Genomic DNA, 25,889 nt, shown 5'->3' with positions numbered 1-25,889 from the left:
CTTTCTTATCCCCCACCCGCAACACTAGACGCACGGGCACCACGAGGAAACCGTCTTCGTTACCAAGTGACGCGAAAGGCAATACTGCGTAGTGGGGCCCGGCCGGCTGTCGTTTTCAGCCTAATCCGGATCGATTACCCTGACTCTTGTGCCCCATCATCGGATAACCCCGAATGTCAGCCAGACGTCGAACCAGCTGGCGGAGGCACTCGCTGCCCTGAGGACGGAACTCGAACTGCCCGGGGACTACCCGCAGGGCGCACTCGCCGAGGCCAAGGAAGCCGTGGCTTCGCACACGCTGCCTCCGCTCGACCTTGAGCACGTTCCCTTTGTGACCATCGACCCGGCCAGCTCCACGGACCTGGACCAGGCATTGCACATCGAACGAGCCGGTACCGGATACAAGGTCTTCTACGCCATCACCGACGTACCTTCCTTCGTGTCCCCCGGCGGCGCCCTGGATGACGAGACGCGCCACCGGGGGCAGACCTTCTACGCGCCGGACGGCCGGATCCCGCTGCACCCCGAGGTCATCAGCGAACACGCCGGCAGCCTGCTGGCCGGGCAGCGCTGCGGCGCGTTCGTCTGGGAGTTCACGCTGGATGCCGCGGCGGAGGTCCAGTCGGCGCTGGTCCGGCGGGCCAGCGTCCGCAGCCGGGCCAAACTCAACTACCGCGATGTCCAGGCCGAGATCGACGCCGGCGCAGCCGCCCCTGTTCTGCAGTTGCTCAAGGAAGTGGGCCTGAAGCGGGTCGACCTGGAACGCCGCCGCGGTGGTGCCAGCCTGAACATGCCCGAGCAGGAGATCGCACCCTTGCCGACGGGCGGCTACCGGATCGTCGCCGCTCCGTCGCTGCCCGTGGAGGACTGGAACGCCCAGATTTCCCTCATGACCGGGATGGCGGCCGCGGAACTGATGCTGGACGGCAAAGTCGGCATCCTGCGCACGATGCCGTCGCCGGACGAACGCTCGCTGCTGCATTTCAAGCGCCAGACGTCGGCACTCGGCAAGCCATGGAACAACGGCGACGGCGGCATCAGCTACGGCGAATACCTCCGGACCCTGGACCCCACCGACCCGAAGCAGTTGGCCATCCTGCATTCGGCGGGCCTGCTGTTCCGCGGCGCCGGGTACACCCCGTTCGACGGCGATGTCCCCGACGATGTGCTGCAGTCCGCCATCGGCGCTCCCTACGCCCACGCCACCGCACCCCTGCGGCGCCTCGTCGACCGCTTCGTCCTGGTCATCTGTGAGGCCCTGAGCAACGGCAACTCCATCCCGGCCTGGGCCCGTGAAGCGCTGCCGGCCTTGCCGGCGATTATGGCGGCATCGGACCAGCTGGCCGGCAGGCTCGAGCGCCTGGCCCTGGACACCGTGGAGGCCGCACTGCTGGTGAGCCATGTGGGCGAGGAGTTCGACGCCGTCGTCATTTCCGGATCAAAACCGAACGGGACCAAGCCGAACGGCGGGAACGGCAACGGGAACGGCAACGGCCGCCCGTCCGGCGTCGTACAGATCGCCGAACCTGCGGTCACCGCACGCTGTGAGGGCGAGATGGAGTCCGGCACGAAAGTCCGCGTGCGGCTCCTGGGCGCCGATATCCACACGAGGCAGATTTCCCTCGAACTGATCGGCTGACCCCGGCGTCGTCAAGCGGGCAAACCCGAGGAACCGTTACACTTGACCCGTAGTAATGGATGCCCGGTCGTTGATTCATTTCCTTTTTGACTCAACAAGCCCGCACCTACGCGATCTTGAGATTTGCCCGCTGGTCACCAGTGCCAGTATTCAGATAGCCCGCGATCGGCTTCCACTGGACCTGCTTGCGCCCGTCCGTGCTCCGGAACGGCTCCGCCGGAACCGTTGAGCATGCAGCGCAGCCCAAATGAATAAGGAAACTCCCCTGTGAGTGAATTGCACACCCATGAAGTCCTGAGTGACGGCGTCGAATCGATCGAGCCCGAGGAAACCATCACCTCGGACGAAACGCCCCACGAGATCGAAGAAAAGTCCTTCGCCGACTTCAACGTCCGTGCCGACATCGTGGAATCGCTGGCCGACGCCGGCATCACCCACCCCTTCCCCATCCAGGCCATGACCCTCCCGGTGGCCCTGGGCGGCCACGACATCATCGGCCAGGCCAAGACCGGTACGGGTAAGACCCTCGGCTTCGGCATTCCTGCCCTGCAGCGCGTGATCGGCCAGGACGACCCCGGCTACGACAAGCTTCCGGTCCCGGGCGCCCCGCAGGCCCTGGTGATCGTCCCCACCCGCGAGCTCGCAGTGCAGGTGGCCAACGACCTCCAGACCGCCTCGCGCAAGCGCAACGCCCGCATCGCCACCATTTACGGCGGCCGTGCCTACGAACCACAGATCGAGGCCCTGCAGAAGGGCGTCGAGCTCGTCGTCGGCACCCCGGGCCGCCTGATCGACCTTTACAAGCAGCGGCACCTGAGCCTGAAGAACGTCCGGATCGTGGTACTCGACGAGGCCGACGAAATGCTGGACCTCGGCTTCCTGCCCGACGTCGAGACCCTGATCGCCGGCACCCCGGCGGTGCGCCAGACCCTGCTGTTCTCCGCCACCATGCCCGGCCCGGTCATCGCGATGGCCCGCCGCTACATGACGCAGCCCACCCACATCCGCGCCGCCGATCCTAACGACGAGGGCCTCACCAAGCGGGACATCCGCCAACTCATCTACCGCGCGCACAGCATGGACAAGACCGAGGTGGTCTCCCGCATCCTGCAGGCCCGCGGCCGCGGCCGCACGGTCATCTTCACCAAGACCAAGCGCACCGCCGCGAAGGTGGCCGAAGAGCTCGTGGACCGCGGCTTCGCGGCCGCCGCCATCCACGGCGACCTCGGCCAGGGCGCCCGCGAACAGGCCCTGCGCGCCTTCCGCAACAACAAGGTGGACGTGCTCGTGGCCACCGACGTCGCCGCCCGCGGCATCGACGTCGAGGACGTCACCCACGTCATCAACTACCAGTGCGTGGAAGACGAGAAGATCTACCTGCACCGTGTGGGCCGCACCGGCCGTGCCGGCAACAAGGGCACCGCCGTTACTTTCGTCGACTGGGACGACGTGCCCCGGTGGGCCCTCATCAACAAGGCCCTGGGCCTGAACGTGCCCGAGCCGGTGGAAACCTACTCCTCCTCGGCGCACCTGTACACGGACCTGGATATCCCGGAGGGCACCAAGGGCCGCCTGCCGCGTGACAAGCGCGTGCTCGCCGGCGTCGACGCCGAAGTCCTGGAGGACCTCGGCGAGACCGGCAAGAAGAACTCCCGTTCCGGCGGCCGCGGCGGACGGCGCGACGGCGGTCGCCGCCAGGGCGGTTCCGGCACCTCCGCCTCGGGCGAGGGCAAGTCCGCCGGCGAGGGTGGCCGCACCCGCACCCGTCGGCGCCGCAGCGAAGGCGAGGCGGCACCGGCGGAAGGCGCAGCCCGTTCCGCAGCTGCCTCCGAAGGCGGCGAGGCCGCCGTCGAGAAGCCGGCACGCACCCGCCGTACCCGCACCCGCCGCCGCAACGGCGAGGTTGTCTCTTCCGCGGCTGAGAACGCCGAGGCATAAAAACCTCAATGACTGACACTGTTTGGGCGCCGGACGGCAGCAACCTGGTGGTGCATGCGGACAACGCCGCATACCTCCCCACGCTGCCGGACGGCGCCTTCACACTGATCTACGTCGACCCGCCCTTCAACACGGGCAGGGTGCAGCGCCGCCAGGAGACCCGGATGGTCCGCAACGCCGACGGCGAAGGCGACCGGCTCGGTTTCAAGGGCCGCTCCTACGACACCATCAAGGGCGCCCTGCACAGCTACGACGACGCCTTCAGCGACTACTGGTCCTTCCTGGAACCCCGCTTGCTGGAAGCCTGGCGCCTGCTGTCCGACGACGGCACCCTGTACCTGCACCTGGACTACCGCGAGGTGCATTACGCCAAGGTGATGCTCGACGCGATTTTCGGCCGGGAATGCTTCCTCAACGAGATCATCTGGGCCTACGACTACGGCGCGCGGGCGAGGAACCGCTGGCCCACGAAGCACGACAACATCCTCGTCTACGTGAAGAACCCGGCGAAGTACCACTTCGACAACGACGAAGTGGACCGGGAGCCCTACATGGCCCCCGGCCTGGTCACCGAGGCGAAGCGGAAGAAGGGCAAGCTGCCCACCGACGTCTGGTGGCACACCATCGTCTCGCCCACGGGCAGGGAGAAGACCGGCTATCCGACGCAGAAGCCCGAGGGGCTGGTGCGCAGGATCGTCTCGGCCTCAAGCCGGCCCGGGGACTGGTGCCTGGACTTCTTCGCGGGCTCCGGCACGCTGGGCGCGGTCGCGGGGAAGCTTGGCCGCAGGTTCGTCTGCGTGGACCAGAACGCCCCCGCGATCGACATCATGCGCAAGCGGCTCGACGGCAAGGCCGAGTTCGTCGAACTCCTTCCAATCGCGGAAGAGCCCGCGGACGAATCCGCAGGCTTGGCGGAATCCGCGGGCTGACCCCGAACGTGGTGCGCTTAGCCGCAGCCGTGCATCAGCTGGATGCCGTGCTCGGTTTGGCGGTTGTCAAAACCGGCACCGGCCGAATCACAGAGCGCGTTCACCAGCAGCGCGAAGCCTTCACCGTTCTGGTAGTTTCCGCCGCTGCCCGGCACGCCGGGAACAGTGCCCGGAGGCAGGAAGACCCAGGCTCCCCAGGCCTCGACGAAGGCCCAGTTTCCGTTGAAGTGGACGTTGCTGCTGATATCCGGGATGAACACCCATTCGGTGCCCGTGTACGCCGGCCGGCTGACGTTGTTACAGTCCAAGGCGTTGGCCGCCACGGGGACAAACATAAAGGCCACGGCAAGAACAGCTGCGGCCAGGGATTTCCTGAACATGGTTTCTCCATCGACAAGTGCGGGTGTGACTATGTGCGATGAGACCTTGAATGGCGCGGCGTCCAGCCGCTCCCCAGCACGGGAAACACTACTCAGCTCCGACCCCAAGTCAAGGCATTGTCAGGGCCGCATTACCGGGGCCGGGGCTTGGTCCTTCGTCAGGGCCGGACGACGCGGCAGCCCGTGCCCAGTTCCTCGATCCGTGCCAGCACCTCGGGGCTGGTGACGTTCTCCCCCAGCAGGTTCACCTTGCCCTTGCCGTGGTAGTCGGAGGAGCCGGTCATGAACAGCCCGTTCTCCGCGGCGAAGCGGCGCAGGAACACCCTGCCCTCTTCCGGATTGTCCCGGTGCTCGACCTCCAGTCCCAGCAGGCCGGCGTCGACCATGTCCCGATAGGTGCGTTCGCCCACCACCCGGCCGCGCGCGGACGCCACCGGGTGGGCGAACACCGGCACGCCACCTGCGGCGCGGACAAGTTCGACGGCGAACGCCGGCTCCGGCGCGTAATGTTGCACGAAGTAGCGCGAACGGGAGCTCAGGATGGCGGTGAAGGCCTCCGTGCGGTCGGCGACGGCGCCCGCCGCCACCAGCGCGTCGGCGATGTGCGGCCGGCCCACGGTCGCACCCGGCGCCACATGGTGGATGACGTCGTCCCAGCTGAGCGGGTAGTCCTCCGCCAGCAGGCTAACCATGCGCTGGGCGCGGGTCAGGCGCGCGTCCTTGGATTTGCTGATCTCCTCCAGCAAGCCCGGGTGCGCGGGGTCGTGGAGGTAGCTCAGCAGGTGCACGCTGATCCCTTCTGCCGTGCGGCAGGAAATCTCCATGCCGGGCACCAGCGCCACGCCGTGCTCCACGGCTGCCACGGAGGCCTGCGCCCAGCCGTCGGTGGAGTCGTGATCGGTCAGGGCCACCACGTCCAGTCCGGCCGCTGCGGCGGAGCGGATCAGTTCGCCCGGCGGCTCTGTTCCGTCAGAAACGTTGGAGTGGGCGTGCAGGTCGATCTTCACTTTCCCAGCCTAATCCCCACCGCCTCCCAAACCTCGCTGCGCTCGGCCCGGGTCCCTCGGCGGCGTGGGCCCACCCACCGCCTCCCAAACCTCGCTGCGCTCGGCCCGGGCCCCTCGGCGGCGTGGCCCCTTGCGAGGGGCCCCGGCGGACCCGAACGGCGGCCGGAACGCCGCGTTGGCCCGCGCCCTGAACAGATGGGAACATGGGAGCGTGAATGATGCAGAAACCACCCAGAATTCAGCAGCCCAGCCCCTGGAAGAACGCGTCAACAACCGTTCCCAGCGGCCCACCTCCGATGCCTTCAAGGCCTTCATGGCCAGCAACTGGGCTCCCGCCGCGCAGGTGACCCCAGCGCGCGATGCCGTTGCAGACCATGCCGCCGCCCGCCGTCGGGCCATCTCCGGCAAGTTCCCGGGCGTCCGCCTCGTCATCCCGGCCGGCCCGCTGAAGGTCCGCTCGAACGACACCGACTACCGCTTCCGCCCCCACTCAGCTTTCGCCCACCTGACCGGCCTGGGCCTGGACCACGAGCCCGACGCCGTGCTCATCCTGGAACCCGTCGAGGAAGGTACCGGCGACGACGGCGGCAACCACAGCGCCGCGCTCTACTTCCGTCCGCTGGCCGGCCGCGACACCGAACAGTTCTACGCCGACGCCCGCTCCGGCGAATTCTGGATCGGCGCCCGCCCCACCCTCGCCGAATTCGAAGCACGCCTCGGCCTGCCCACCGCGCACATCGACGAACTTGAAGTGGCCATCACCAAGAACGTCGGCGCCCCGGAAATCGGCGGGATCGCCATCCGCTTGGTCCGCAAGGTCGACGAGAACATCGACGCCCTCGTGGACACCGCCCGCTACAACACGGCCAAGGACCCCGAGAACCTGGACCTCGCCGAGCTGGACGCGCTGGACGAGCTCCTCAGCGAAGCCCTCTCCGAGCTGCGCCTGCTCAAGGACGAGTGGGAGATCGGGGAGATGAAGACCGCCGTGGCCGCCACGGTGGCCGGCTTCGCCGACGTCGTCCGTGCCCTGCCGCGTGCCCTCACCCACGAGCGTGGCGAGCGCGTCGTCGAAGGCGCCTTCTTCGCCCGCGCCCGGGAAGAAGGCAACGAACTCGGCTACGACACCATCGCCGCCGCCGGCAACAACGCCACCGTGCTGCACTGGACCCGCAACAACGGCAAGGTCCACGCCGGCGAACTGCTGCTGCTGGATGCCGGTGTGGAGGCTGAGTCGCTCTACACGGCCGACATCACCCGCACCATCCCGGCCAACGGCACCTTCTCGGACGTGCAGCGCAAGGTCTACGACGCCGTGCTGGACGCCGCCGACGCCGGCTTCGCCGCCGCCCAGCCCGGCGCGAAGTTCCGCGACATCCACGCCGCCGCCACCAAGGTCCTGGCCGAGCGCCTGGCCGAATGGGGCCTGCTCCCCGTTTCCGTGGAGGAAGCCATCAGCACCGAAGGCCAGCAGCACCGCCGCTGGATGCCGCACGGCACCAGCCACCACCTCGGCCTGGACGTCCACGACTGCGCACAGGCCAAGCGCGAACTGTACCTGGACGGCACCCTCACCGAAGGCATGGTGTTCACCATCGAGCCGGGCCTGTACTTCAAGAACGAGGACCTCGCCATTCCGGCGGAGTACCGCGGCATCGGCGTCCGGATCGAGGACGACATCCTCATGACGGCCGACGGTCCGGTCAACCTGAGCGCAGCCCTGCCGCGCAAGGCCGAGGACGTCGAAGCCTGGATGGCCGGCATCTACGAGGACGCCGAGTAGTCCTTCCCAAGCGAAAGGGGCGGTCACCGGAAATCTTTCCGGTGACCGCCCCTTTCGCTTGCCCGCGGTGGGAATGCCCGACGGCGGCTACTGCTGCCGGCGCGCGTCCTCGCCCTCGGCTGCCCGGTTGCCGTTCTCATGGCCGGCGTCTGCCGGGCCGGTTTCCGGCTGGCCGGTTTCCTGCCGGTTGGCTTCCTGCCGGTTGGCTTCCGGCTGGCCGGCTTCCTGCTGTGCGGCTGCTGCGGGCGCCTGGCCGGCGTCCACGCGGATGCCGTACTGCGGGCGGCCGTCGGGGAGGTCCGGGTAGTGCGAGGAGACAGGAGCAGGTTCGGCGGGCTGTGCTTCCGACGGCGTCTCCGCCTCTGCGGGGCCGCTGCCCTCCTGGATGCGCTGGCCGTAGGGGTCGTGCCAGGCGGCGGGGCGCTCGGGCGCCTGTCCCGGGTGCTGGTAGGGCGGCTCGTACGGCTGATGCTGCTGGGGATACTGCTGCTGCGGACCCTGCTGGGGGTGGTGGCTGTAGGGCTGCGGCGCACCGGCAGCCTGCGCCGGATTCATCGGCAGCTGGTGGAGCAGGCGGCGGGCCTCCTGCGCGGCTTCGTAGGCCACGATGACGTCATAGTTGCTGGCAACCACCTGGCTGGTGGAGGTGAAGTCGCGCTTGCCGCGCTGCATGGCGTAGGTGACGATCCCGAACAGCATGAAGAACGCCGCACCCATCAGCACCGAGGTGATGATGGAGAACGCGCCCCCGGTCGGCGAGAAGAAGGAGAGCATGACGCCCACGAACAGGCCGAACCACATGCCGCTCAACGCACCGGACAGGGCCACCCGGGGGTAGCTCAGCCGGCCGGTCACCCGTTCCACCATTTTCAGGTCGTTTCCCACGATCGAGACAAGCTGGACCGGGAACTGCTGGTCCGCCAGGTAGTCCACTGCCTTCTGGGCATCAAGATACGAGTTGTAGGAGCCAACGGTGTCGCCTTGGGGGACGCTCCGGGACTCCTCCGTGGCTTTGGGTGCACCGAAAATGTTTGCCATAGCCCCATTCTGTCGCATGCACATGTGCGTCGGCTGAAATTCAGCTAAAAGAGAGCAGACTCGGTAGCCTGTAGAGGTGAGCACACAACCTTCCCGCGTCTTCGTTGCGCGCCTGCTCGGCCTTGACGTTTTCGACCCCCTGGGCGATCGTCTCGGCCGCCTGCGCGATGTTGTCGTGCTCTCCCGCGGCACCCGCGGCGCACCGCACGTGGTGGGCATCGTCGTCGAAGTTCCCGGGAAGAAGCGGGTCTTCGTTCCGATGACCCGCATCACCTCGATCGACCAGACCCAGATCATCTGCACGGGCCTGGTGAACCTGCGCCGCTTCGAACAGCGCGGCGCCGAGACCCTCGTGGTCGCCGAGATGTTCGACCGCCGGGTCACCCTCGCGGACGGCAGCGGGGACGCCACCATCGAGGACATCGGCATGGACCAGCACCGTTCGCGGGACTGGTTCGTCAGCAAGCTGTTCGTCCGCCGCGGCCACTCACTTTCCCCGCTCAGCCGGCTGCGCCGCAACGAGACCATGATCATCGACTGGGCCGACGCGCGGCAGGGCGCCCGCACCGAGCCGCAGGCCGCCACCCAGTTCGTGGCCACGCACGAGGACCTCAAGCCGGCCGACTTCGCCGAGGCGCTGCAGGAAATGAGCGACAAGCGCCGACTCGAAGTGGCCAGCGAACTGCAGGATGAGCGCCTCGCCGATGTCCTGCAGGAACTCCCGGAGGACGACCAGGTGGAGATCCTTTCCGCGCTCGACGTCGAACGCGCCGCCGACGTCCTCGAAGAGATGGACCCCGACGACGCCGCCGACCTCCTCGCCGAGCTCCCCTCGGCCCAGGCTGAGGAGCTGCTGCAGCTCATGGAACCGGACGAGGCCGAGGACGTCCGCCGCCTGCTCGAATACGACGAGGACACCGCCGGCGGCCTCATGACCCCGGTTCCGGTGATCCTGCCGCCCGAAGCCACCGTGGCCGAGGCCCTCGCCCATGTGCGCCGCGAGGAACTCTCACCGGCCCTGGCGTCCTCGATCTTCATCACCCGCCCGCCGCTGGAGACGCCCACGGGCCGCTTCCTCGGCGTCGTGCACATCCAGCAACTGCTGCGCTTCCCGCCGCCGGAACCGCTCGGCAACCTGGTGGACAAGAACCTGGAGCCCCTGTCGGACCACGCCCATATCAGCGAGGTTGCCCGGACCCTGGCCACCTATGACCTCAATTCCCTTCCGGTCGTTGACGACGCCGGCCGCCTCGTGGGGGCGGTGACTGTTGATGACGTGCTGGATCACCTGTTGCCCGATGACTGGCGCGCCCATGAGGATGACGCCCCTGTAAAGAAGCTTGGAGGCCGGATTGGCTGACAACACACCGCCCAAGCCCGGCACCCGCAGCAGCAAGCTGCCCTCCTTCGGCGGCCTCGACACCCCGCTGAGCGGCCGCAAGCGGATCTTCCCCAAGTTCTCCCCCAACCCGGACGCCTTCGGCAACGCGACCGAAGGCTTCGCCCGGTTCATGGGCACGCCGCAATTCCTCGTCTACATGACCATCTTCTGTGTGGCTTGGCTGGCCTGGAACAGCTTCGCGCCCGAGGAGTGGCAGTTCGACTCCCAGGCACTCGGCTTCACCCTGCTCACCCTCATGCTCTCCTTGCAGGCTTCCTACGCCGCTCCCCTGCTGCTCCTCGCCCAGAACCGGCAGGACGACCGGGACCGCGTTTCGCTTCAGCAGGACCGCCAACAGGCGGCACGCAACCTGGCCGACACGGAATACCTCACCCGGGAACTGGCGTCGCTGCGCATCACGCTGCGCGAGGTCGCCACCCGCGACTACGTCCGCGCCGAACTGCGGTCGATGCTTGAGGACCTGCTCGAAGCGCAGGAAGACCTTCTCGCCGGCGACGCCCAGGAGGGCGGCGACGGCGAAAGCCCACGTGAAAAGGTCAGGGAGAAGCTCAAGGAGAAGCGGGACAAGCAGCGCAACCCCCGCACGCAGCAGATCCCCAAGATCCGCCCGCAGACGCAATCCGCCGGGCAGACGTCCGGCAAGAACCAGCCCGAAAGCCGCAACTGATCACATGAGCTCCCCCTCCCAAGAGGCACTCGACGCCGCCCTGGCCACCGTCATCGACCCCGAACTCCGCCGGCCCATCACCGAACTCGGAATGCTGGAGTCCGTCAGCGCCGATGCCTCCGGGACCGTCCACGTGACCGTGCTGCTGACCATCGCCGGCTGCCCGCTGCGGGACACCATCACCGCCGACGCTACGGCTGCGCTCTCCCGCGTTCCTGGTGTCACCGGCGTTGACGTGGAACTGAAGGTCATGGACCAGGCCCAGCGCGACGCCCTCAAGGAACGGCTCCGCGGCCCCGGCGGACAACGCGGCATCCCGTTCAACCAGCCGGGCTCGCTCACCAAGGTCTACGCCGTCGCGAGCGGCAAGGGCGGCGTGGGGAAGTCCTCGGTGACAGTCAACCTTGCCTGCGCCCTGGCTGAGCGCGGCCTGCGCGTCGGCATCGTGGACGCCGACGTCCACGGCTTCTCCGTGCCGGCCCTCATGGGCATCACCCAGCCTCCCACCCGCGTCGACGACATGATCCTGCCCCCGGTCGCCTTCGGAGTGAAGGTGATTTCCATCGGCATGTTCGTCGAGGGGAACAAGCCCGTGGCCTGGCGCGGCCCCATGCTGCACCGCGCCCTCGAGCAGTTCCTCACGGACGTCTACTTCGGCGACCTCGACGTGCTGTTCCTGGACCTCCCGCCCGGCACCGGGGACATCGCCATCTCGGTCGCCCAGCTGCTGCCCGGCGCGGAAATCCTGGTGGTCACCACGCCGCAGGCGGCGGCCGCGGAAGTCGCCGAGCGTGCGGGCACCATCGCTGCCCAGACTGGCCAGAAGGTGGCCGGCGTCGTGGAGAACATGTCGTTCCTCGAAATGCCCGACGGCGGCCGGATGGAACTGTTCGGAAGCGGTGGCGGAGAGCTGCTCGCCAAGCGGCTTGGCGCCGTCGTCGAAAGGGACGTGCCGCTGCTGGGCCAGATCCCGCTGGACATCCGCCTGCGCGAAGGCGGGGATGCGGGACGTCCCGTGGTGCTGGCGGCCCCTGAAACGGCGGCGGCCCAGGCCCTCCAGGACATCGCCGGCAGGATCCAGGCCCGGCCGCGCGGACTGGCGGGCATGCCCCTGGGAATCCAGCCCCGCTAGCGGAGATTCCGGGGCTAACCGCCCTGACCTGGCGTCAGGCCTAGGTGGCTTCGCTGTCGAAGGGTGCTGCTTCGCCCTCGGCGAGCCGCTCCACTACCCGGGCGGGCGGCTGCGGGGCGGGGTCGTTCGCGACGGCGGCAACCGCAGCGGCGGGTGCGCCCGCGCTGACCGGTTTCGTCTCGTCGTCGAGCAGTGCTTCCTTGATGATGCGGCGCGGATCGTACTGGCGGGGATCGTACTTCTTCCAGTCGACCTCATCGATGTCGATGCCGACTTCTTCCTTGATCTGCTCCCGGGCGCCGGACGCCATGCGGCGCACTTCCTTGACCAGGTTCGCCAGTTTCTGGGTGTATTCGGGCAAACGGCTGGGGCCGATCACAAGCACACCGATGATCAGCAGGAGCAGGAACTCCGGGCCATTGATTCCAAACACGCTACGAAGATTACCTTGTCCGTTGCCCTGCTCAGAAACCAGCGAGATTTGCCAGGGTGCGAAGGCCGCGCCGGACCCTGTCCTGCCAGTTGTCCGGAGATGCGGCCGCCGCAGGAAGTACGGATTCACCGGCGCGCACGAGCTCAGGGACGGCGTCGTCGGCCTTTTCCGCGGGCAGGTCGGACGCGTAGCTCAGCATGGCTACGGGAGTGCGGTAGACCGCCTCCCAGCGGCTCCCTTGGCTGATTGAGAGCCGGGCGCGGGAGGTCGTGGTCCCCTCGAAATGCTGCTCGACGAGGGTTGCGTAATGCGTGCCGTCCGTCAGTTCCAGCTCGACGGCGGGATGGCCGTCCTGCATGGTGGCGCGGGCGGACACCAGCCGGAAGCCCATGCCGGAGAGTTCCGGGCATGCCCAGCCCTTGCTGCGCAGTTCGGCCAGTTGCGCGGCGCTCAGGGCCACGCTGCCGTCCTTCACCGCGGAGCCTGACGGGACGTTTCCGGGGACAGTTGAATCGAGGGAGAGGTCGCCGGCCAGGGACGCTCCCACGAGGCTGCGCACTTCACGGTCCGCGGCGCTGGCGGCCTCGGGCCGGACGTCCCCGCCAACGACGTAGGCGGCGGCGGTCAGGGCCCCGGCGCTGACCAGCAGCCCGCCGGCCGCGATGCCTGCTGTCTTCAGGAGCGGCATGGTGCGGCGCATCCCGCGGGCCGGTTCCATGCCTGCCTCGCCTGATTCGGCGATCCTGCGTGTGTGCTCGATGAGCCGGGCCGTCAGGTCCTGGCTGGCTTCGGGCACGCTCGCCTTCCGCAGCCGCTCCAGGTACTGGCGTTCGCGGAGCACCTCAGCCTGGCATTGCGGGCATTCCTTGAGGTGTTCCGGTGTCCGCTTGTGCCGCAGGCCACGCCCGGGGGCAGGCTGCCGCCCGTTCAGCAAACCCATGGCGACCTCAATGCAGTCCGGCGATCCGGGGCATCTTCAGCCGCGGCGCACGGGCCTTGGCGGGTCGGGGGTCGCGGTGCGCGAGCTTTTCGCGGAGCATGGTGCGGCCGCGGTGGATCCGCGACCTGACAGTGCCGAGCTTGACGCCGAGCGCCTCGGCCACCTCGTCGTAAGAAAGGCCTTCAAGGTCGCAGAGCACGACGGCGGCCCGGAAGTCGGGCGGGAGTTCCTCCAGGGCGCGCTGCACGTCGAGGTCCAGGTTGTTCAGTTCGAAGCTCTGCTCCGGCCCCGGTTCATGGCCGGGGAGGCGGGATTCGGCGTCCTCTGCCAGCGCGTCGAAACGGATCCGGCTCTTGCGCCTTGCCTGGTCCAGGAAGAGGTTCGTAGTGATGCGGTGCAGCCAGCCGTCCAAGGTGCCCGGCTTGAAGTTCTCCAGGGAACGGAACACCCGGACGAAGACCTCCTGGGTGAGGTCCTCGGCGTCGAACTTGTTCCCCGTGAGGCGGTAGGCCAGGCGGAAGACCTTGGCGGAGTGGTTCTCCACCACTTCCTCCCAGCTGGGCGCGACCCATTCGGTGGTTGCCTGTTCTGCGCCGGTGGTTTCCGCGGCTGTTGTACGGAATTGCGCAGCAAGTGATGCCGGCATCGTCCGCTCCCCTCGCACCCTGTGGTCACCCGGTGCTATGGTGCCGCCACCGCTCGGGTGGCCGGACAAACATCATCGCAGGATTCGCTGGGAGTTTCCTGACCGCGCCGGGATTTCCCCTCAGGGCTGATTTCCGGCCCTGGCACCGGACGGACACGTACCGGACACAGCCCGCGTTGCACCCGGCGGAACCGGTTCTGCGGCCCTGCAGCAAGTAGTCTTGGATGGACAATCCCTCTTTGCCCGGAAAGCGACATCCCATGAGTGCCGACAAGTCAAGCAGCTGGTCCTACGCAGAAGACTTTCCTGCCGAGGACGAGGTGCTGCTGCGCGCCCGGGAGCGCTCCTTTGAACTCGGGGTGACAGCCGTCAGTGCAGGAGTCGGAGCGATGCTGACCGTCCTCGCCGCAGCGTCGAAGGCCCAGACGGTGGTGGAGGTCGGCTCGGGGGCCGGCGTCTCGGGTGTCTGCCTGCTTCGCGGCCTCGGTCCGCAGGGCGTCCTGACCACCATTGACACCGACGTCGAACACCTCAAGGCTGCCCGCGAGGCCTTCCTTGAGTCCGGCAGCCCGGCGAACCGTACCCGGACCATTTCCGGCCGGGCAGCAGACGTGCTGCCCCGCCTGACCGACTCGGCGTACGACCTGGTCTTCATCGACGCCGACAAGGCCAACTTCCCCGTCTACGTCGAACAGGCCGTACGGCTCCTGAAGCGGGGAGGCACCTTGGTGGTCAACGACGCCCTCGACAAGGACCGCGTCTCCAACCCCGCCGCGCGGGATGCCACCACGGTTGTCCTGCGGCAGATCGGCAAGGCCGTCCGCGACGACGAGCGCCTCGCCTCCGCGATGCTGCCCACCGGCGACGGCCTGCTGGTGGCCGTGAAGCGATAGCGACGAACACAGGCCAACAAAAAAGCAGGGCTCCGGCTCTCCGCCGGGCCCTGCCCTGTGAAACTTACTCGGTAACGCCTACCAGGCATTCCTTGAGGTTCGCCGCTTCCGCTGCGTTCAGCTCGACAACGAGCCGTCCTCCGCCTTCGAGCGGCACACGCATAATCAGGCTGCGGCCCTCTTTGGTTACTTCCATAGGGCCGTCGCCTGTACGTGGTTTCATAGCCGCCATTAGGAAAATCCCCTCCAGTTGTCCCAAATCTGCCAGCCCGGCCGGACTGGCTCCGCGCGGCAAGTGCAGCTTCCGCAGCAACGGCTTCCAGGGCCGTCGTCGCCGGGTGCCCAAAGGCACCCCCTGACCTTGCTTGTGTCCATTATCCCGTAATTACCCGTGCGTAGCTAATCGAATGGATTTACTGAGCGCGCCGCCAGGGCCCGGTGGCGCCCCGGATCGGCGCGGGTCCTACGGCGGATAGTCGCCGCCGCCGGGCAGCTGCGCCCATGCCCACAGCCACACGATCCACACAATCTGGAGCAGCAGGAACATCACCGTCACAGTTGCCCGGTAGGCCAGGGAACGCGAGAGCAGTGCGGCCCCGAGGGCCAGCGGGAACAGCGGAAGAAGCATCCGGAACGTGCTCGTCTGCGGATGCAGGAACACCAGCAGGTAGCCCATGTAGCAGGCGCACCAGAGGCGCAGTTCGGTGCCCAGTGCCCGCACCGGCGGACTCATCAGCACGAGGGCGAAGACCCCAGTGAAAACGAACGGGGCAAGGATGCCCAGCACCGGGCCGAAGAGCGTCTGCCCGGTGTCGAACCACGGCTTGAAGGGCACGAGGTCATCGCCGCGCCAGGCGGTTTCCGTCCGCGTATAGGCCCGGATGTCACCGGTGCGCGCCCATGCCAGGACCGGCCAGGCAAGTGCCGCAGCACCGCTGGCAACGGTGAGGGCCCCGAGCGCTGCCACTTCCTTCGCTTCCGGCACCCTGATGGATCCCCGCCCGCCCTCAACGCCCGGCGCGGCTTCGCGGCCACGGACAAACTTCACCCAGCATTGATGGGCCAGCAGCAGCCCGACCATCGCCGCGAAAGGCACACCCGTGGGCCGCGAGAGGCACATCAGCACCACCACGGGCATGGCAGACAGGTACCGGCGTCGCACCACCAGCAGGAGTGCGGCCGCCAGAAGCAGCAGGTTCAGCGGTTCGGCGTAGGGAACCTGCAGCACCGCCGAAACGGGAAAGGTCGAGAAGAACGCCACACCCCACAGGGCAGCGCCACGGTCCGCGAATTCCCGGAAAAGCAGGAACACCACCAGCGCGGCACCGAGCCCGGCCAGCATCGCAATGATCGTCAGGGACGGCAGGATGCCCAGTCCGGTGAGCATCGACAAGCCGCGCCCCAACGCCGGGAACAAGGCATAGAACGCCCAGGTGTTCTCTGCCACCGAACCATCGGCGTTGAGCGGGAGCACCGAGGGGTAGCCGTCTTCGGCAGCCCGGGCGTACCAATGGGCGTCCCAGATGCTGATGAAGTCCCAGTACCCCGGCGACGGCGGATACCAGGGATTGACGCCCTGGTGCAGCGCTGCCGCCATGAAGATGCAGGCGCTGGCGACCCGGGCGGCGATGTAGATCAGGGACACCTGAAGCCACCAGGGCCAGATGGCCGCGCGGCGCAACAGCCCGCTCCCCGGCAGGAAGCCGTTCCCCGGGAGGTCCGTCCGGAAGGAACTGCTCACGCTTCGGCGTCCCCGTTACGCGGCCCGCGCGCCTCCAGGCTCTGCTTGAGGCCGCTGATTTCGGCGTCCTTCGCGGCGAGCTGCCTGCGCAAATCATCGAGGACCTGGTCCACCTGGTCCATGCGGTATCCGCGCAGCGCGAGGGAGAAACGGACGGCGTCGACGTCAGAGGGGCTTGCGTCTTCCGGGAGCAGCACCGGCGGGAGGTTGGGCACCGTTTCATCCAGCCCGACGGCGGACCGGCCGCCGCCGCGCATGGTGCCGGTCGCCAGGAACGCCGCGGCGCCCACGACCACCACCGCCAGGAAAACCAGGAAGAAACTCACAATCCCCATCGTGCCAGACCTTGGCCGGGACTACTCCGGCCGCTGGTCGCCGTTGCTCGACGGCGGGCGCGGAATCCCGTGCAGCACGCGGTGGACGGCGTCGGCGGGGTCGTCCACCAGCTGGATCAGGTCGAGGTCCTTTTCGGACACCATCCCTTCCTTCACCAGCGTCTCCCGGATCCATTCGATCATCGGGCTCCAGAAATCGACGCCCAGCAGCACGATCGGGAACGAGGTGACCTTGCGGGTCTGCACCAGGACCATTGCCTCGAACAGCTCATCGAGGGTCCCCAAGCCGCCGGGCAGCACGATGAAGCCCTGCGCGTACTTCACGAACATCGTCTTGCGTGCGAAGAAGTACCGGAAGTTGATGCCCAGGTCCACCCAACGGTTGAGGCCCTGCTCGAACGGCAGTTCAATGCCCAGGCCGACCGAGACTCCGTTGCCTTCAACCGCGCCCTTGTTGGCCGCTTCCATGGACCCCGGGCCGCCGCCGGTGATCACGGCGACCCCGGCCTCGGCCAGGTGCCGGCCCACCTCTACGCCCATTTCGTAGAAGGAACTGCCCGGTTTGGTGCGTGCGGAACCGAAGACGCTGACAGCCGGTCCAAGTTCGGCGAGCGCTCCGAATCCTTCGACGAACTCGCTCTGGATCCGCAGGACGCGCCAGGGATCGGTGTGGATGAACTGGTCGGGTCCGCGGGTGTCCAGCAGCCGCTGGTCGGACATCGGTGCCGCTGCCTGTTTGCGGCGGAGCTCCAGCGGGCCTTTGTGCTTCGCAGGCGCTTCCGCGATGAAGGCCGGCGCGGGTACCACTGCGCCCTGTTTGCCGTTGGCGTCGGAGGCCGGAGGCGGTGTCTGTCCTGAAGGCTGGCTGGTGCTCATTGACCAAGGCTATTACGTCTTCAGTCCCCGCAAGTTCCGTCGGCACGTGGGTGTTGCGGCACGCCGGGAGCGAGGTATCTGTTCAGTCACGATCTGCGGAAAGTTCCTGTGAGCTGGATCAACTTTGGACATTTCTTCGCTAGATTCAAGCTATGACTACTCAAGCGTCCGGCGATGCGCTCGTCTCACTGAATGGCGTCAACAAGCACTACGGCCAGCTGCACGTCCTCAGGGACATCAATCTCCAGGTCCGCAAGGGCGAGGTGGTGGTGGTCATCGGACCGTCGGGGTCGGGAAAGTCCACCCTGTGCCGCGCCATCAACCGCCTGGAAACGATCGACAACGGCGACATCTCAATCGACGGAAAGCACCTCCCGGAGGAAGGCAAGCAGCTGGCGAACCTGCGTGCCGACGTCGGGATGGTCTTCCAGTCCTTCAACCTCTTCGCGCACAAGACCATCCTGGAGAACGTCACGCTGGGCCCCATCAAGGTCAAGGGCGTCAGCAAGGCGGAGGCGGAGAAGGAGGCCATGAAGCTGCTCGAACGCGTCGGCGTCGGGCATCAGGCACCCAAGCTGCCTGCCCAGCTCTCCGGCGGCCAGCAGCAGCGCGTCGCGATCGCCCGCGCCCTGGCCATGAAGCCGAAGGTCATGCTCTTCGACGAACCCACCTCGGCGCTGGACCCCGAAATGATCAACGAGGTCCTGGATGTCATGATCCAGCTCGCCAAGGAAGGCATGACCATGATCGTGGTCACCCACGAGATGGGCTTCGCCCGCAAGGCAGCTGACCGCGTGGTCTTCATGGCCGATGGCCAGATCGTCGAGGACACCCAGCCAGAGGAATTCTTCACCAACCCGCAGAGCAACCGGGCCAAGGACTTCCTCTCCAAGCTGCTGACCCACTAGTCCGTTCCCATTCGTACCCTGGCCCCACCTCAGGCCGCCCAATGAAAGGAATGTCATGAAGTCTCTTATCACCCGGAGGAAATCCCTCCTGGTCGCTGCGGGTGCAGCCGTTGCACTGACCCTGAGCGCCTGCGGTGGCGGCGGCACCACGACCCCACCGGTGGCCAGTGCGAGCTTCGCCGCCGGCACCACGATGGAAAAGCTGAACAAGGCCGGCACCATCAAGATCGGCACCAAGTACGACCAGCCGCTCTTCGGCCAGGTGGGCCTGGACGGTAAGCCGGTGGGCTTCGACGTCGAGATCGGCAAGCTGATCGCCGCCAAGCTCGGCATCCCCGCCGACAAGATCGAATGGTCCGAAACCGTGTCCGCGAACCGCGAACCCTTCATCGAGCAGGGCAAGGTGGACATCGTCATCGCCACCTACACCATCAATGACAAGCGCAAGCAGGTTGTCAGCTTCGCCGGACCGTACTACGAGGCCGGCCAGGCACTCATGGTCAACAAGGACAACACCACCATCACCAAGCCCGAGGACGTCAAGGGCAAGAAGGTCTGCTCCGTAACAGGTTCGACCCCCGCGGGAACGATCGTGGATAAGTACGGCGCTGTGCTGGTACCGGCAGCGACCTACTCCGCATGCCTGGAACCCCTGCGCAACAAGCAGGTTGAGGCGGTCACCACGGACAACGTGATCCTGGCCGGTTTCGTCGACAAGGAACCGGATGCCTTCAAGCTCGCCTCGGACCAGACCTTCACCAAGGAGCCGTACGGCATTGGCCTGAAGAAGGACGACACCACCTTCCGCAACTGGATCAATGACCAGCTTGAAGCCTTCGCCAAGGACGGCAGCTACAAGAAGGCATGGGAAGACACCGCAGGCTCGGTCATCAAGACCGCTCCCGAGCTTCCCGCTGTCGACCGCTACTAGCGCAGGCGACTGTCGCCGGGGGGCCTGCGAACAGCAGGTCCCCCGCCGACTGCGCCCCGCATTCCGACTGTCCAAGCCCAGAGCCGAAGGACCCCATGGAAGTCATCATCGAAAACCTCCCCCTCTATTGGGATGGACTTCTCCGCACCCTTTTCCTCTCCGCGGTCTCCGGCATCATCGCCCTCATCCTCGGAACGCTGCTGGCGGCGGCCCGCGTCTCTCCAGTTGCGGCCCTCCGTGGTTTCAGCACCGTCTACGTCGAGGTCCTCCGGAATACCCCCCTGACCATTGCCTTCTTCTTCGCTGCCATCGTCCTCCCCCGCCTTGGCGTGAGGTTTGAACAGTTCGAAGTCGCGGCCATCATCGCCCTGAGCGCATACACGGCGGCGTTCGTTGCCGAAGCTGTCCGCTCTGGCGTCAACAGCGTGCCGCTCGGCCAGGCCGAAGCCGCCCGCAGCATCGGCATGAAGTTCGGACAGGTGCTCACCCTGATCATCCTGCCCCAGGCCCTCCGGACAGTGATCCCGCCGCTGATCAACATCCTGATCGCGCTCGTCAAGAACTCGTCGGTCGCCGGTGCGTTCTTTGTCCTCGAACTGTTCGGGTACGGCCGCCAGATGGCCAACGCGAACGGCGACCAGGTCATGGCCGTGCTGCTCGGCGTGGCATTCTTCTATCTGCTCCTCACTGTCCCGCTGGGTATCCTCGCCAGCACGGTGGAGCGAAAGGTGGCGATTGCCCGATGACTTCAGTCCTGTACGACGTTCCCGGCCCCAAGGCGCGCCGCGTTTCGCTGATCGGTTCCGTGATCGGAACCGTGCTGATCCTCGGCCTCGCGGCGTGGATTGTCATGACCCTCGCACAGCAGGGCATCTTCGAAGGGCGCCGCTGGGAGATCTTCATCCGCGCCGACGTCTGGCGGCTGCTCGGAAACGGCATCATCGCCACGCTCAGCGCGGCGGCCATCGCAGCGGTGATCGCATTCCCCTTGGGCCTGCTGCTCTGCCTGCTGCGGATATCACTGGTCGACTGGATCAGGATCCCCACCCGCGTGGTCCTGGAGTTCCTGCGCGGCATGCCGGTCGTCCTGATGATGCTGTTCGTCCTGCTGGTGTTCGGCACGAACTCCTTCATCGCCGTCGTTGCCGGCCTGGTGCTGTACAACGCGGCCATCTTCGCGGAGATCATCCGCGCAGGCATCCAGTCGCTGCCGAAGGGACAACGCGAAGCGGGCCTTGCCATTGGCCTGACCAGCTTCCAGTCCCGCCTGCTCATCGAATTGCCGCAGGCCATCCGCCGCATGATGCCCTCGTTGGTTGCCCAGCTGGTGGTGCTCCTGAAGGACACCTCGCTCGGCTACATTGTGGCGTACGGCGAACTCCTGCGGGCCGTCCAGGTCATGGCCGACTTCCTGGGGAACGCGTTCCTGTTCCCGGTCTTCTTCGTGGCCGCCGGCATCTACATCGCGATCAATATCTGCGTGTCCAGGCTGGCTGTCTGGATCGAGCGCCGTGGCTCGAAGAAGGCAGCCGGCGGTGTTGCCAAGGCTGTACCCGCCGAGGCGCCGACTGCGAAGTAACAGCACAAAGGAGAAGGTCCGCAGCCACCAGGCTGCGGACCTTCCCGTTTAAGAACCGTCAGTCAGCCAGCCACAGCCGCAGCGCGCGGAAGCACTCGCGGACGGCGTCGGCGTCGACGTGTTCATTGTCCTTGTGCGCCAGCAGTGCATCGCCGGGGCCGAAGTTCACCGCCGGGACGCCCAGTTCGCTGAAGCGCGCGACGTCGGTCCAGCCGTACTTCGGTTTGGGCTCGGCACCGACGGCGGCCACGAAGGACGCGGCGGCAGGGTGGTTGAGCCCGGGCCGTGCGCCGGCGGCGGCGTCGGTGCGCACGACGTCGAAGCCTTCCAGGAGTTCCCGGACATGGGCCTCGGCCTGGTCCGGATTCTTGTCCGGGGCAAAGCGGTAGTTGATCTCCACCACGCAGCGGTCAGGGATCACGTTGCCTGCAGTGCCACCGTGGATCTTCACCGCGTTCAGGCTTTCGCGGTAGTCCAGTCCGTCCACGTTGATGGTGCGGGGTTCGTAGGCGGCAAGCCTTGCCAGGACCGGGGCGGCGTCGTGGATGGCGTTGTGGCCCATCCATGCGCGGGCCGAATGCGCGGCCTCCCCCACCGTGGTGACGTCGAAGCGCATGGTGCCGTTGCAGCCTCCTTCGACCGTGCCGTCCGTGGGTTCGAGGAGGATGGCGAAGTCGCCCCTCAGCAGCTCAGGGTAGTTGCGCACCAGGCGGCCCAGCCCGCTCTTCTCTGCTTCCACTTCCTCGTGGTCGTAGAAGACGAAGGTGACATCCTTGGCGGGCTCCGCGCCGCCGTCGAACATGGTTGCGGCGAGCGCGAGCTGCACCGCGACGCCGCCCTTCATGTCGGTGGCACCGCGGCCGTACAGGATGCCGCTACCGGGGACGCCGGAGTCCCAGCTGGACGGGACTGTGCCGCGGGCGCCTTCGGTGACGGGCAGCGGAACGGTGTCCAGGTGGCCGGCGAGGATGACGCGTTCGGGGCGTCCGAGTTCGGTGCGGGCAACGATGGCGTCACCATCCCGGACGACGTGCAGCCCCGGGATGGCGCGGAGGCCGTTCTCCACGGCGTCAGCCAGGGCAGTCTCGTTTCCGGACACGCTGTTGATGTCCATGAGCGCGGCGGTGAGCAAAGCGACGTCTTGTCGCAGGTCAAGAACAGGAACGGATTCTACGGTCACCCGTCCACCTTATCCGGTGAAATACAACCAGCCGGGCGGATTCACGGTTTCAACCGGGCGAGCCCGCCTGACTAAACTTGGGGCCATGACTGAAACAGCCGCGTCTGCCGCTCCCGACCACACTTCTGCCGCCGATCGTGCCGCTTACGGCTTCGGCCTGGCGACCATCGCCACCAACGCCGCCGGCGAAGCCACCGTGCTGGATGCCTGGTTCCCGGCACCCGCGCTGGGCGTGGCAGCCGAGTCCCTGCGTTCGGTCGAGAACGCCGACGAGTCCTTGACCGCCCTGGCCGCAGAAGGCGACGACGCCGCCCGCGGCACCCAGCAGAAGGTGGTCTTCGCCCAGATCAACCTGGACGAAGCCCCGGCCGACACCGTGGACGCCTACCTCCGCCTGCACCTGCTCTCGCACCGCCTGGTGAAGCCGAACAGCATCAACCTGGACGGGATCTTCGGCAAGCTCCCCAACGTGGTGTGGACCAACTTCGGTCCCGCCGCCGTCGAGGGCTTCGAACTGACCCGCGCCCGCCTGCGCAGGCGCGGCCCGGTGACGGTCTACGGCGTCGACAAGTTCCCGCGCATGGTTGACTACGTTGTCCCCGCCGGTGTCCGGATCGCCGACGCCGACCGCGTCCGCCTAGGTGCCCACCTGGCGGACGGCACCACCGTGATGCACGAAGGCTTCGTGAACTTCAACGCCGGCACTCTCGGCACCTCCATGGTGGAAGGCCGCATCTCCGCGGGCGTCGTGGCCGGCAACGGCACGGACGTCGGCGGCGGCGCCTCGATCATGGGCACCCTGTCCGGCGGCGGCAAGGAACGGATCGCCCTGGGCGAACGTGTGCTCCTGGGCGCCAACTCCGGCGTGGGCATCAGCATCGGCGACGACTCCGTGGTGGAGGCCGGCCTCTACGTCACCGCCGGCACCCGCGTACGCATCCCCGGCCCGAAGGACGAAAACGGCGAGGACACCTCCAGCATCGTCAAGGCCGTTGAACTGTCCGGCGTGCCGAACCTGCTGTTCCGCCGCAACTCCACCACCGGCGAAGTGGAGGTGCTTCCCCGCAAGGGCCAGACCGTGGAACTCAACGAAGCACTCCACGCCAACTGACCGGACCGGATGCGCCGTCTCCGACGCACCCTCACACTGCTGCTGGCGCTGGCCCTGACAGCGGGCGCCATCTATGCAGTCACCACGGTCCTGCAGCGCTCCGAGACCCTGGTCACGGAGCGCTGCACCGCCGTCGTCGGCACCGCCTCCTTTGAGCTGGCAACCGACCAAACCGCCAACGCGGCTCTCATCACGTCCGTTGCCGTGCGCCGCGGGCTGCCGCCGCGCGCCGCGACCATCGCCCTGGCCACGGCCATGCAGGAATCCAGGCTCCGGAACATCGACTACGGCGACCAGGCCGGCCCGGATTCCCGCGGCCTCTTCCAGCAGCGTCCGTCGCAGGGCTGGGGCACCGAAGCGCAGGTCATGGACCCCGTCCACGCCAGCAACTCCTTCTACAACGGCCTGCTGAAGGTTCCGGACTACCAGGCCATGGAAATCACCGAGGCAGCCCAGACTGTGCAGCGCTCGGCGTTCCCCGAAGCTTACGCACAGCACGAAGCCATGGGCCGCGCCTTCGCGTCGTCCCTCACCGGGCAGTCCTCCGCCGCGCTGGACTGCACCCTGCGGACCGCGGACAGCGCCGGAGACCCCGACGCCGTCGTGGCAGCAATGACCAAAGCGTTCGGGCCTGTTTCCGCGGCGAGCCAGGGACGCACGGTGCGGATCGACACGGGACGCTATTCCGACGGCCCCGCGGCCTGGGCGCTGGCCCAGTGGACCGTGGCGAACGCGAAGTCCCTCTCAGTCACGCAGGTGGAACTGGACAGCCACACCTGGAACAGGGACAACCACGAGGGCTGGCAGGAATCCAAGGCTCCCGCCGGAACCCTGACGGTCACCGTCTCCGCGCCGCGCGGCTGAACCGGCGCAGCGGGTCCTCGGGCGCTCAAGCCCCGTGGGCTCAGGCGAGCATCTCCACAACCGGCTGCACGTAGCTGCGGAAGACCTCCGGCTGGGACAGCAGCCTGTGGCTCATGATCATCTTGTCCGGCTCCAGGTACCAGGCCCGGGGCTCGTTCAGGGGCAGTTCGATGATGCTCAGCCGGAAGTCCCGGGAACTGCGCCCGACTTCGAGCAAACGGTCCTCGACCAAGTCCCCCAGCATCAGGGTTGCGCCGCTGGCCTCACGTTCGGCTTCAATCTCCTGGTACTCGGCGACCCGCTCGCGCGCCCAGCTCAGGGCGGCCCCGAAATGCGCCTTGAGAACCTTCTGGAGCGCCGGCGAATTCGAGAAGGCCTTGAAGTCCGGGGGTGTGAGCCTCGGAGCCTCCTCCGGGTAGGACTTGAGCAGCTGGTGCCACCACGCCTCCCATTCGGTCTTGAGGGCACTGACTCCCCCGACCTCCGCCGTCAGATGGCTGTGGTCCGCGTGCCTGACCTTCGGCGTCGCGTGGGATAGGGCGGGCGTTCCCGCGCCGTCCAGACCTGCGACATCCCTCAGATACAAGGCAATGAGAATTGGAGAGGACGTGTCCATGGTTATCCGCCATCCCTGACCGCCTGTGTCATGCATCCGTAAGCCTCCCTTGGCCGGTGCCTGTCCAGACCTCCAGTTTATTCCTGTTGGCCCCGGAGGTTAACCGCGCTGGAAAAGCCCGCCCAGGCCCGCCAGGTGCGCTTCCAGGACGTCCCGGCACATCCGTGCGGTCATCCATTCGGACTGCAGCAGGGCGTGCAGGCACAGCCCGTCCAGGGTGGCGAGGAGCCGTTCGGCTTCCGTGACGAGGATGTCCTGCTGCTCGCTGTCGGGCAGCAGCTGCATGACCAATTGCCCGACGACGGCGGCCACCGCCCGGTGGCTGCGTGCGGCTTCGGGCGCGAACACCGGTTTAATCCGCGCGGCAGTGCGGAAAGCCAGCCAGACGCACACGTCGACGGCTTTTTCCTCGTCCAGCGGCAGGAGCTGCCCCAGAAGCAGCAGCACGGCTTCATGGTGCGCCGGGCTTCCCGGCGCTTCCTGCCGCACGGATTCCAGCGCGGCCTCGAGCCGCCCGGCGATCCGGTCGATCACCACGGAAAAGGAGTGCACGAGCAGTTCGTCGCTGCTCGCGAAATAGTGTCGCACCGAGCCGACAGCCAGCCCTGCTTCGTCGGCGACTTCACGCAGGGAAGCGCGCTCCAGCCCGTCGGAGGCGATGATCCTGAAGACGGCGTCGACAACGTCCTGGCGCCGGGCACCGGCGTCTACAATTTTTGGCACATGTCTTTTTAGCACAATCGTGCTTCAACTGCGGGGAGCCTTGCCATCCGATTCACAGCCGTGGCCAAGGAAACACGGAACGGGACGCTCCGGAGTTCGGCTAGCGTTGAGACCATGAGAATTCTTGTTACCGGTGGCACGGGCTATATCGGTTCGCATACGGTCCTGTCCCTGCTGGAGTCCGGCCACGAGGTGATC

General features: G+C 67.1%; 28 protein-coding genes. 15 read left to right on the top strand and 13 right to left on the bottom strand.

Annotation, left to right across the window (positions count from 1 at the left end; all coding sequences use genetic code 11):
* Positions 1–148 precede the first annotated feature (148 nt).
* The 3 genes from D3654_RS02785 to D3654_RS02775 all read left to right on the top strand — a co-directional run bounded on the left by D3654_RS02785 (position 149) and on the right by D3654_RS02775 (position 4,506).
* On the top strand, positions 149–1,639 hold the full coding sequence (locus tag D3654_RS02785; protein WP_120520011.1) for an RNB domain-containing ribonuclease: 1,491 nt from the start codon (positions 149–151) through the stop codon (positions 1,637–1,639).
* 267 nt (positions 1,640–1,906) lie between these two features.
* On the top strand, positions 1,907–3,577 hold the full coding sequence (locus D3654_RS02780) for a DEAD/DEAH box helicase (protein WP_120520010.1): 1,671 nt from the start codon (positions 1,907–1,909) through the stop codon (positions 3,575–3,577).
* An 8-nt stretch (positions 3,578–3,585) separates the two neighbouring features.
* The gene (locus tag D3654_RS02775) at positions 3,586–4,506 is read left to right on the top strand and encodes a DNA-methyltransferase (protein ID WP_120520009.1); all 921 of its coding nucleotides are present in this window, start codon (positions 3,586–3,588) and stop codon (positions 4,504–4,506) included.
* A gap of 17 nt (positions 4,507–4,523) precedes the next feature.
* Here D3654_RS02775 and D3654_RS02770 read toward each other — a convergent pair whose 3' ends face one another.
* A complete protein-coding gene (locus tag D3654_RS02770; RefSeq protein WP_120520008.1) occupies positions 4,524–4,886 on the bottom strand; it encodes a hypothetical protein in 363 nt (120 codons plus the stop codon).
* A 158-nt stretch (positions 4,887–5,044) separates the two neighbouring features.
* Complete coding sequence (locus D3654_RS02765) at positions 5,045–5,893, bottom strand: PHP domain-containing protein (RefSeq protein ID WP_120520007.1); 849 nt, start codon at positions 5,891–5,893, stop codon at positions 5,045–5,047.
* 211 nt (positions 5,894–6,104) lie between these two features.
* Here D3654_RS02765 and D3654_RS02760 point away from each other — a divergent pair, with 211 nt between their 5' ends.
* Entirely contained in the window at positions 6,105–7,676 is a 1,572-nt protein-coding gene (locus tag D3654_RS02760) for an aminopeptidase P family protein (protein WP_120520086.1), read from the top strand.
* 87 nt (positions 7,677–7,763) lie between these two features.
* Here D3654_RS02760 and D3654_RS02755 read toward each other — a convergent pair whose 3' ends face one another.
* The gene (locus tag D3654_RS02755) at positions 7,764–8,714 is read right to left on the bottom strand and encodes a YflT domain-containing protein (RefSeq protein WP_245413041.1); all 951 of its coding nucleotides are present in this window, start codon (positions 8,712–8,714) and stop codon (positions 7,764–7,766) included.
* 76 nt (positions 8,715–8,790) lie between these two features.
* Here D3654_RS02755 and D3654_RS02750 point away from each other — a divergent pair, with 76 nt between their 5' ends.
* Genes D3654_RS02750 through D3654_RS02740 form a run of 3 tightly spaced genes read left to right on the top strand, consistent with a single transcriptional unit; the run spans position 8,791 to position 11,915 of the window.
* Entirely contained in the window at positions 8,791–10,074 is a 1,284-nt protein-coding gene (locus tag D3654_RS02750) for a magnesium transporter (RefSeq protein WP_120520006.1), read from the top strand.
* On the top strand, positions 10,055–10,783 hold the full coding sequence (locus D3654_RS02745; protein WP_120520005.1) for a DUF1003 domain-containing protein: 729 nt from the start codon (positions 10,055–10,057) through the stop codon (positions 10,781–10,783). The genes D3654_RS02750 and D3654_RS02745 overlap by 20 nt, the downstream gene beginning before the upstream one ends.
* 4 nt (positions 10,784–10,787) lie before the next feature.
* On the top strand, positions 10,788–11,915 hold the full coding sequence (locus D3654_RS02740; RefSeq protein ID WP_120520004.1) for an Mrp/NBP35 family ATP-binding protein: 1,128 nt from the start codon (positions 10,788–10,790) through the stop codon (positions 11,913–11,915).
* Between the two features lie 40 nt (positions 11,916–11,955).
* Here the strand turns inward: D3654_RS02740 and D3654_RS02735 are convergent, their stop codons facing one another.
* Genes D3654_RS02735 through sigE form a run of 3 tightly spaced genes read right to left on the bottom strand, consistent with a single transcriptional unit; the run spans position 11,956 to position 13,934 of the window.
* Entirely contained in the window at positions 11,956–12,348 is a 393-nt protein-coding gene (locus tag D3654_RS02735) for a twin-arginine translocase TatA/TatE family subunit (RefSeq protein ID WP_120520003.1), read from the bottom strand.
* Between the two features lie 31 nt (positions 12,349–12,379).
* On the bottom strand, positions 12,380–13,288 hold the full coding sequence (locus D3654_RS02730) for a hypothetical protein (RefSeq protein ID WP_120520002.1): 909 nt from the start codon (positions 13,286–13,288) through the stop codon (positions 12,380–12,382).
* A gap of 7 nt (positions 13,289–13,295) precedes the next feature.
* The gene (gene sigE, locus D3654_RS02725; RefSeq protein WP_120520001.1) at positions 13,296–13,934 is read right to left on the bottom strand and encodes an RNA polymerase sigma factor SigE; all 639 of its coding nucleotides are present in this window, start codon (positions 13,932–13,934) and stop codon (positions 13,296–13,298) included.
* A gap of 260 nt (positions 13,935–14,194) precedes the next feature.
* On the opposite strand from sigE, the gene D3654_RS02720 reads away from it, so the two are divergent.
* A complete protein-coding gene (locus tag D3654_RS02720; protein WP_120520000.1) occupies positions 14,195–14,827 on the top strand; it encodes an O-methyltransferase in 633 nt (210 codons plus the stop codon).
* A 64-nt stretch (positions 14,828–14,891) separates the two neighbouring features.
* On the opposite strand, the gene D3654_RS02715 is transcribed toward D3654_RS02720, so the two are convergent.
* From D3654_RS02715 to D3654_RS02700, 4 genes are all read right to left on the bottom strand, one after another.
* Entirely contained in the window at positions 14,892–15,059 is a 168-nt protein-coding gene (locus D3654_RS02715) for a DUF3117 domain-containing protein (RefSeq protein ID WP_009357720.1), read from the bottom strand.
* Between the two features lie 231 nt (positions 15,060–15,290).
* The gene (locus D3654_RS02710; RefSeq protein WP_245413050.1) at positions 15,291–16,526 is read right to left on the bottom strand and encodes a hypothetical protein; all 1,236 of its coding nucleotides are present in this window, start codon (positions 16,524–16,526) and stop codon (positions 15,291–15,293) included.
* 38 nt (positions 16,527–16,564) lie between these two features.
* Entirely contained in the window at positions 16,565–16,903 is a 339-nt protein-coding gene (locus tag D3654_RS02705; protein ID WP_120519999.1) for a DivIVA domain-containing protein, read from the bottom strand.
* Between the two features lie 21 nt (positions 16,904–16,924).
* Positions 16,925–17,779, bottom strand: coding sequence for an LOG family protein (locus tag D3654_RS02700; RefSeq protein WP_120519998.1), 855 nt, complete (start codon positions 17,777–17,779; stop codon positions 16,925–16,927).
* A gap of 152 nt (positions 17,780–17,931) precedes the next feature.
* Between D3654_RS02700 and D3654_RS02695 the strand changes: the two genes are divergently transcribed.
* The 4 genes from D3654_RS02695 (at position 17,932) to D3654_RS02680 (ending at position 21,197) form a co-directional block, all read left to right on the top strand.
* Positions 17,932–18,687: an amino acid ABC transporter ATP-binding protein gene (locus D3654_RS02695; RefSeq protein WP_120519997.1), complete on the top strand. Its 756-nt coding sequence runs from the start codon at positions 17,932–17,934 to the stop codon at positions 18,685–18,687.
* Between the two features lie 55 nt (positions 18,688–18,742).
* A complete protein-coding gene (locus tag D3654_RS02690; RefSeq protein WP_120519996.1) occupies positions 18,743–19,618 on the top strand; it encodes a glutamate ABC transporter substrate-binding protein in 876 nt (291 codons plus the stop codon).
* 95 nt (positions 19,619–19,713) lie between these two features.
* Positions 19,714–20,364, top strand: a complete 651-nt coding sequence (locus D3654_RS02685) for an amino acid ABC transporter permease (protein ID WP_120519995.1) — start codon at positions 19,714–19,716, stop codon at positions 20,362–20,364.
* The gene (locus tag D3654_RS02680; protein ID WP_120519994.1) at positions 20,361–21,197 is read left to right on the top strand and encodes an amino acid ABC transporter permease; all 837 of its coding nucleotides are present in this window, start codon (positions 20,361–20,363) and stop codon (positions 21,195–21,197) included. The genes D3654_RS02685 and D3654_RS02680 overlap by 4 nt, the downstream gene beginning before the upstream one ends.
* A 58-nt stretch (positions 21,198–21,255) precedes the next feature.
* Here the strand turns inward: D3654_RS02680 and dapE are convergent, their stop codons facing one another.
* A complete protein-coding gene (gene dapE / locus D3654_RS02675) occupies positions 21,256–22,377 on the bottom strand; it encodes a succinyl-diaminopimelate desuccinylase (protein WP_120519993.1) in 1,122 nt (373 codons plus the stop codon).
* Positions 22,378–22,462: 85 nt separating this feature from the next.
* Here dapE and dapD point away from each other — a divergent pair, with 85 nt between their 5' ends.
* Both dapD and D3654_RS02665 read left to right on the top strand, forming a co-directional pair.
* On the top strand, positions 22,463–23,488 hold the full coding sequence (dapD, locus tag D3654_RS02670; RefSeq protein ID WP_120519992.1) for a 2,3,4,5-tetrahydropyridine-2,6-dicarboxylate N-succinyltransferase: 1,026 nt from the start codon (positions 22,463–22,465) through the stop codon (positions 23,486–23,488).
* A gap of 9 nt (positions 23,489–23,497) precedes the next feature.
* Positions 23,498–24,352, top strand: coding sequence for a hypothetical protein (locus D3654_RS02665; RefSeq protein WP_120519991.1), 855 nt, complete (start codon positions 23,498–23,500; stop codon positions 24,350–24,352).
* Between the two features lie 40 nt (positions 24,353–24,392).
* On the opposite strand, the gene D3654_RS02660 is transcribed toward D3654_RS02665, so the two are convergent.
* Positions 24,393–25,004 (bottom strand): hypothetical protein, encoded by a 612-nt coding sequence (locus D3654_RS02660; RefSeq protein WP_120519990.1) that lies wholly within the window; start codon positions 25,002–25,004, stop codon positions 24,393–24,395.
* A 63-nt stretch (positions 25,005–25,067) separates the two neighbouring features.
* Positions 25,068–25,691: a TetR/AcrR family transcriptional regulator gene (locus tag D3654_RS02655; protein ID WP_120519989.1), complete on the bottom strand. Its 624-nt coding sequence runs from the start codon at positions 25,689–25,691 to the stop codon at positions 25,068–25,070.
* A gap of 114 nt (positions 25,692–25,805) precedes the next feature.
* Here D3654_RS02655 and D3654_RS02650 point away from each other — a divergent pair.
* Positions 25,806–25,889: NAD-dependent epimerase/dehydratase family protein (locus D3654_RS02650; protein WP_120519988.1), on the top strand; the 84-nt coding region annotated here is incomplete at its 3' end.

This window comes from Arthrobacter celericrescens (assembly GCF_003614925.1).
Taxonomy (GTDB): domain Bacteria; phylum Actinomycetota; class Actinomycetes; order Actinomycetales; family Micrococcaceae; genus Arthrobacter; species Arthrobacter celericrescens.
This window is presented reverse-complemented; position numbering and strand designations above follow the sequence as displayed.